Annotated in this window: 5 protein-coding genes and 1 pseudogene; 4 read left to right on the forward strand and 2 right to left on the reverse strand. The window is 44.9% G+C overall.

Annotation, left to right across the window (positions count from 1 at the left end; all coding sequences use genetic code 11):
* Positions 1-10: 10 nt before the first annotated feature.
* Positions 11-718 (reverse strand): annotated as a pseudogene (locus LC574_RS20930) (transketolase C-terminal domain-containing protein); the annotation flags it as partial.
* A gap of 243 nt (positions 719-961) precedes the next feature.
* The gene (gene cimA / locus LC574_RS20935; RefSeq protein ID WP_229455393.1) at positions 962-2,623 is read right to left on the reverse strand and encodes a citramalate synthase; all 1,662 of its coding nucleotides are present in this window, start codon (positions 2,621-2,623) and stop codon (positions 962-964) included.
* A gap of 75 nt (positions 2,624-2,698) precedes the next feature.
* Here cimA and LC574_RS20940 point away from each other — a divergent pair, with 75 nt between their 5' ends.
* The 4 genes from LC574_RS20940 to LC574_RS20955 all read left to right on the forward strand — a co-directional run bounded on the left by LC574_RS20940 (position 2,699) and on the right by LC574_RS20955 (position 5,992).
* Positions 2,699-3,037, forward strand: a complete 339-nt coding sequence (locus tag LC574_RS20940) for a 2Fe-2S iron-sulfur cluster-binding protein (RefSeq protein WP_229455394.1) — start codon at positions 2,699-2,701, stop codon at positions 3,035-3,037.
* 16 nt (positions 3,038-3,053) lie between these two features.
* Positions 3,054-3,449: a hypothetical protein gene (locus LC574_RS20945; protein WP_229455396.1), complete on the forward strand. Its 396-nt coding sequence runs from the start codon at positions 3,054-3,056 to the stop codon at positions 3,447-3,449.
* 98 nt (positions 3,450-3,547) lie between these two features.
* Positions 3,548-5,617, forward strand: coding sequence for a thiazole synthase (locus LC574_RS20950; RefSeq protein ID WP_229455398.1), 2,070 nt, complete (start codon positions 3,548-3,550; stop codon positions 5,615-5,617).
* A gap of 195 nt (positions 5,618-5,812) precedes the next feature.
* Positions 5,813-5,992 (forward strand): photosystem II assembly protein Psb34, encoded by a 180-nt coding sequence (locus LC574_RS20955; RefSeq protein ID WP_229455399.1) that lies wholly within the window; start codon positions 5,813-5,815, stop codon positions 5,990-5,992.
* Positions 5,993-6,438: the final 446 nt, after the last annotated feature.

Consider the following 6,438-nt stretch of genomic DNA (forward strand, 5'->3'; position numbering starts at 1 on the left):
GCTAAAGGACTATTAAATCAATAACTTCTGGATCATATCCTTGTTTTTCAAGAGTTTTTACTGCTTGTAGCACATGATGCCGCATTCGGGAATAAGTAATAATTGTGACATCTTTTCCCTCACGCACCATTTCTGCTTTATCCAGAGGTAGCAAGTATTCTTCTTCTGGTAAATCTTCTTTCAAGTTGTAAAGCAAAACGTGTTCAAAGAACAAGACTGGATTATCATCGCGGATAGCAGATTTTAATAGTCCTTTAGCGTTTCTGGGTGTGGAGCAGGCAACAATTTTCAACCCTGGCACAGCTTGGAAGTAAGTTTCTAGTCGCTGGGAATGTTCTGCGCCTAGCTGCCGTCCGACACCGCCAGGACCGCGAATTACCATCGGAATTTTAAAGTTACCGCCAGAAGTATAGCGAAGCATCCCAGCGTTGTTGGATATTTGGTTGAAGGCGAGCAGTAAAAAGCCCATATTCATGCCTTCAATGATGGGACGCAACCCTGTCATTGCTGCTCCGACTGCCATGCCGGTAAAGCTATTTTCGGCAATGGGGGTGTCTAAAATGCGGAGTTCGCCATATTTTTGGTACAGGTCTTTGGTAACTTTATAGGAACCGCCGTAGTGTCCGACGTCTTCACCGAGAACGAATACGCTGGAATCACGCGCCATTTCTTCATCAATGGCTTCCCGTAAGGCGTTGAAGAATAGTGTTTCTGCCATTTAAACCTTTTAGTACGATTATAGTTTTAGAATTTTATCGTGGTGCTGTCGCAAATACGGTGAGCGATCGCACTAGTTAGAGTTTAGGTTGTTTAAACGAACCGCCTAAGCATAGAGTGAGTAATTGCCATAACTATATCAAAGCTATTTTTCTGTTAGCTAGAGGTAATTTAGAAGCTGGAATTACCTCTAGTTACAACTAGGTTCTCATGTAACTTCCAATACACTAAATAGTAACTTTTATCAACTAGAAGCTTTCAAAGCTGCTTCTGCTTGAGAGTGCAATAACAAACCATATTCCAATCCCTCCACCACCGCTTGATAGGAAGCCTCCAAAATGTTGGTGGAAACTCCTACTGTAGTCCAGCGTTGACGACCATTGCCTGACTCTACCAACACACGGGTTTTCGCCGCAGTACCCGTATGTCCGTTAAGAATCCGCACTTTGTAATCTGTCAAATCAAAGGTTGCTATTTGGGGATAAAAATTCACCAAAGCCTTGCGTAAAGCCGCATCTAAAGCTGCCACGGGGCCGTTACCTTCCGCCGCCTCCAAAATATTTTTCCCGTCAACAGCTATTTTGACCGTAGCTAAGGCATTGCTAGTTTCTTTCTCCTTAATCAAGTCACAGTGGACTTGAAAACCTTTGACTTCAAAAAACTTCTGGCGATCTCCCAAAGCTTCGTGCATCAAAAGCGCAAAACTGGCCTCTGCCGCTTCAAATTGAAATCCTTCACTCTCCAAATCTTTGAGGCGCTGGAGAATTTGCTTGGCTTGAGCCTTCAGTTGATCGAGGTCAATTCCAAAACTGCGGGCTTTGGCTAAAACATTGCTAAGTCCAGACTGTTCAGAAATCACGATGCGGCGATGATTGCCGACTTGTTCCGGCTGAATGTGTTCGTAAGTCAGGGGATTACGTTCCACGGCTGATACATGAATACCGCCCTTGTGGGCAAAAGCCGAAAGTCCTACAAAGGGAGCGTGTTCATCTGGCGCGAGGTTGACCACTTCACTAACAAAACGACTAGCTTGTGTAAGTTGTGTTAGCTGGTCTTCTGTGATACAACTGTAACCCAGCTTCAATTGTAAATTGGGAATTAACGAACAGAGGTTAGCATTCCCACAACGTTCACCGTAACCGTTAATCGTCCCCTGTACCATCTTTGCCCCTGCCATCACGGCGGCTATTGCGTTAGCAACCGCCATTTCCGAATCGTTATGAGTATGAATTCCAATTTGAGGGATTGTCCTTTGTCCTTTGTCCTTGGTCATTGGTTCTTGACAAATGACTAATGACAAATGACTAATGACATCTTGAACAATTTGGCTAATTTCATGGGGTAAAGTGCCACCATTGGTATCACAAAGAACTAGCCATTCAGCACCAGATGCGATCGCAGCTTCTAATGTCTGTAAAGCATAATCTCGATTGTGCTTGTAGCCATCAAACCAATGTTCGGCATCGTAGATAATGCGACGCCCTTGAGAACGCAGGTACTCAATCGTGTCACGAATCATCGCCAAATTTTCTTCTAATGTCGTCTTGAGGCTTGTTGTGACATGTAAATCCCAAGACTTGCCAAAAATCGTTACCCAGCGAGTCCCCGCAGCCAAAATATCCTGTAGCATCGGTTCGGTTGCAGCAGTGGAATTGGGGCGTCGAGTCGAACAAAAAGCCACAATTTCAGCAAGTTTTAGCGGATCTTCTTGGAGTTGCCAGAAAAATTGTACATCCTTGGGATTGGCACCAGGCCAACCGCCTTCAATGAAAGGAATTCCCAGTTGATCGAGTCTACGAGCAATGCGTAACTTATCTTCTATCGATACTGATAGCCCCTCGCGCTGAGTGCCATCTCGTAATGTAGTGTCATAGAGCCAAAGTTGAGGTGAAGAATTTGTGGTCATAAAACTGGGACCGACGAGACAACTTTCGAGGCAATGTGTCAATATACAACAAAACGCCAGTTTGGCAATTAAAAAATGCCTAAGGTACTAGCTCAAGGTAAAACAATTGAGTGCGTAAGCAAAAGCAATCTCCGAACAATTTTGCTGCAAAATGGTATTGACCTCTACAATGACGGTGCTAAGGTAATAAACTGTCGGGGCATTGGCAGTTGCGGAACCTGCGCGGTTAAGGTAGAGAGCGAAATATCAGCAGCGAATTGGCGTGATCGAGCACGACGTTCGCTTCCTCCCCATTCTCTTACAACAAACTTGCTAAGGAACAGTCAAACTCAAGTTTTAGGCGATGTGAAAGTGACAAAGTTTGATGGATTTTGGGGACAAGGTTCTCGAATAGTGTGGACACCAAAAGGTTAAAAAGGAGTAAGACAAGATGGGTAGATGGACACCCTTAATTTTAATGGCTGGAGGTTTAGCCATTCTGCTTGGTACATTACTGGGCATCAACTTTCCTATGGGAGTACAAACCGCTAACACTCCCAGTGACAAAAAATCACAAGTCCTCCCAGCTAATATCAATGTTAATAGCAGTGCTGGCAGCAAGAATGAAGAAACTGCAACTGAAGGAAATGAAACAACCGAAACAAACGCAAACAGACGCACTATTGTAGCCCCAAGACCTGACAACAGGAGTAACGTTGCTCAGAATCCTTCTGATGACTCAACATCACCTGCTGACACTACAACAGACAACAATACAGATTCTTCACAAACAAATACGCCCAGCAATACAAATCAAGGCAACGAACCAATTCGCGCCTTGTGGTAACGATAGATCCGTCTATAGTTACGAGTTATAAGTTATAAGTTATGAGTTATTAGTCATGTACTAATGACTAATGACTAATGACTAGTGACTAATGACTAATGACTAGTGAGATTGTAATTATTGGTGGCGGCGTTATTGGTTTAGCGATCGCCATTGAGCTAAAACTGCGCGGGGCAAGTGTCACCGTGCTTTGTCGTGACTTTCAGACTGCTGCTACCCACGCTGCTGCTGGGATGTTAGCACCAGATGCAGAAAAAATCCCTAATGGGGCAATGCGTTCATTGTGTTGGCGATCGCGTGCTTTATATCCCGACTGGACGCGCAAACTAGAAGAACTAACTGGCTCAAATACTGGCTACCGTTCCTGTGGTATCCTCGCACCCGTCTTTCAAGAGGCAGGGGGGCAGGGGGCAGGGGGAGATGAGGGAGTAGGGGGAGATAGGGAAGTAAATTCTTCCTCATCCCCCTCATCCCCCTCATCCCCCTCATCCCCCTCATCCCCCTTATCCCCCTCATCCCCCTCATCCCCCTCATCCCCAGCTTACTGGTTAGACAAAGAGGCAATTCATCAATATCAGCCAGGATTAGGAGCAGAGGTAGTTGGTGGCTGGTGGTATCCTGAAGACGCACAAGTTGATAATAAGGCTCTAGCTCGCGTATTGTGGACGGCGGCTGAGTCTGTTGGTGTTGAACTCAAAGACGGTATTACAGTAGAAGCATTTTTACAGCAGCAAGGGCAAGTGGTTGGCGTGCAAACCAATGCTGGAATAATTCGCGCCGCACACTATGTTTTAGCTTCAGGTGCTTGGTCAAATGAATTGTTACCAGTACCCGTGCGTCCCAGAAAAGGACAAATGCTGAGTGTGCGGATACCAGAAATTACGCCGGAATTGCCCTTGAAGCGGGTTTTGTTTGGGCAGGATATTTACATCGTACCAAGACGCGATCGCCTTGTTATTGGCGCAACCAGCGAAGACGTTGGCTTCACCCCCAACAACACCCCAGACGGCATTCAAACACTATTACAAGCTGCCATCCGGCTGTATCCCCAACTCAAACATTATCCCATCCAAGAATTCTGGTGGGGATTTCGCCCAGCAACTCCCGATGAGTTGCCCATCCTTGGCACAAGCCACTGTCAAAATTTAATCCTTGCTACTGGTCATTACCGTAACGGGATTCTACTTGCACCCGTAACAGCCGCCTTGATTGCCGATTTCATCTTAGAACAAAAGTCTGACCCTCTACTTGCTGATTTTCACTATTCGCGCTTCCAGTCCAAGCCATCTACCTCCACGCCAATGCTGACTCACTCTGCCAATTTCTCCAACGGGAATCATCCTGCTATATCCCCTTATTCCCCACTCCCCACTCCCCACTCCCCATTAATTATTGCTGGCAAAACCTTCCAATCCCGCTTGATGACAGGAACTGGGAAGTATCGCAGCATTGAAGAAATGCAGCAAAGCATCGCCGCCAGTGATTGCCAGATTGTCACCGTGGCAGTACGACGGGTACAAACCAAGGCCCCCGGACATGAAGGTTTAGCTGAAGCCTTGGATTGGACAAAAATCTGGATGTTGCCTAATACCGCAGGTTGCCAAACTGCTGAAGAGGCGATTCGGGTGGCGCGTTTGGGGCGAGAAATGGCAAAATTGTTAGGGCAGGAAGATAATAATTTTGTAAAGTTAGAAGTAATACCTGACCTTAAATATTTACTCCCAGATCCAATTGGGACGCTGCAAGCCGCAGAACAATTAGTTAAAGAAGGTTTTGCAGTATTGCCCTATATTAACGCTGACCCCATGTTAGCCAAGCGTTTAGAAGAAGTAGGTTGTGCTACAGTAATGCCTTTAGCATCGCCGATTGGTTCTGGACAAGGACTAAAAACAACCGCCAACATCCAAATCATCATCGAAAATGCGGGTGTACCAGTGGTGGTAGATGCCGGAATTGGTTCACCCTCAGAAGCCGCCCAGGCAATGGAATTGGGAGCAGACGCTTTGTTGATTAATAGTGCCATCGCACTTTCTCCAAACCCGGCAGTAATGGCTCGTGCCATGAATTTAGCAACAGTTGCCGGTCGTTTAGCATACCTTGCTGGCAGAATGCCTATCAAAGACTACGCCAGCCCTAGTTCACCTCTGACTGGGACGATTACTAGTTAGGGCATGGGGAATGGGGCATGGGGCATGGGGCATGGGGAATAGACAGACAAGGGAGACAACGGGAATAACCAATCCTCAATCCCCAATGCCCAATCCCCAATCCCCAATGTAACGATTTGTCTAACAGTTTCAGAGCAAAACTAACATTTATGTAACATTAAATGAACAATAAAGAAAAGATAAAGGAATTAATTCATGCCCTACACAACCGAAGAAGGCGGTCGCCTGAATAATTTTGCTAAGGAACCGAAGATTTATCAAGCAGAACCTCCTACGCAAGGGCAAAAGCGAACTTACATTTTTCTAGGAATGGCCGCTACAGTTTTGGTTGGCGGCTTGATTCTAGTTGCCTTCTTTGTTTCTAAGAGCAGTTGATCATAAAATATTTTAATAAAATTTCATTTTCTTGATAGTTTTTCAGGTTCCGATTTTAAAAAGAGCCTGATTTTTTATTTTTTGTTAAAATTGAGTTAGCGATTAAAGTATAATTCTATACTTTTTTGTTCTTCTAGACATGAAGGCTCAATTTATCCTGAACCGCATAAGTAGGTCGGCGTAAATAATTATTGTTGGGATAAGGCAGTTCTTGCTGGGGGCAGGGAGCAGGGAGAGAAAGAGTTTGAGCCTTATTTACTTTTCATAACACAGTTTGGTTTTATTGCGCCGACTTACTTAACATCTAACCCACATTTCACACCTTGGGGTGTCACATAGTGTAATTACTAGGTTTTTATGATTGTTGTAGTTTTAGATAATGCTTCTGCCTGTTTAGATTTAAGTTATTTTACTGTTTTTATGTATATTCAGTAGCTTTGTTTCTG

Origin of the sequence: Nostoc sp. CHAB 5715 (assembly GCF_020829685.1) — a bacterium.
Classification (GTDB): Bacteria; Cyanobacteriota; Cyanobacteriia; order Cyanobacteriales; family Nostocaceae; genus Nostoc.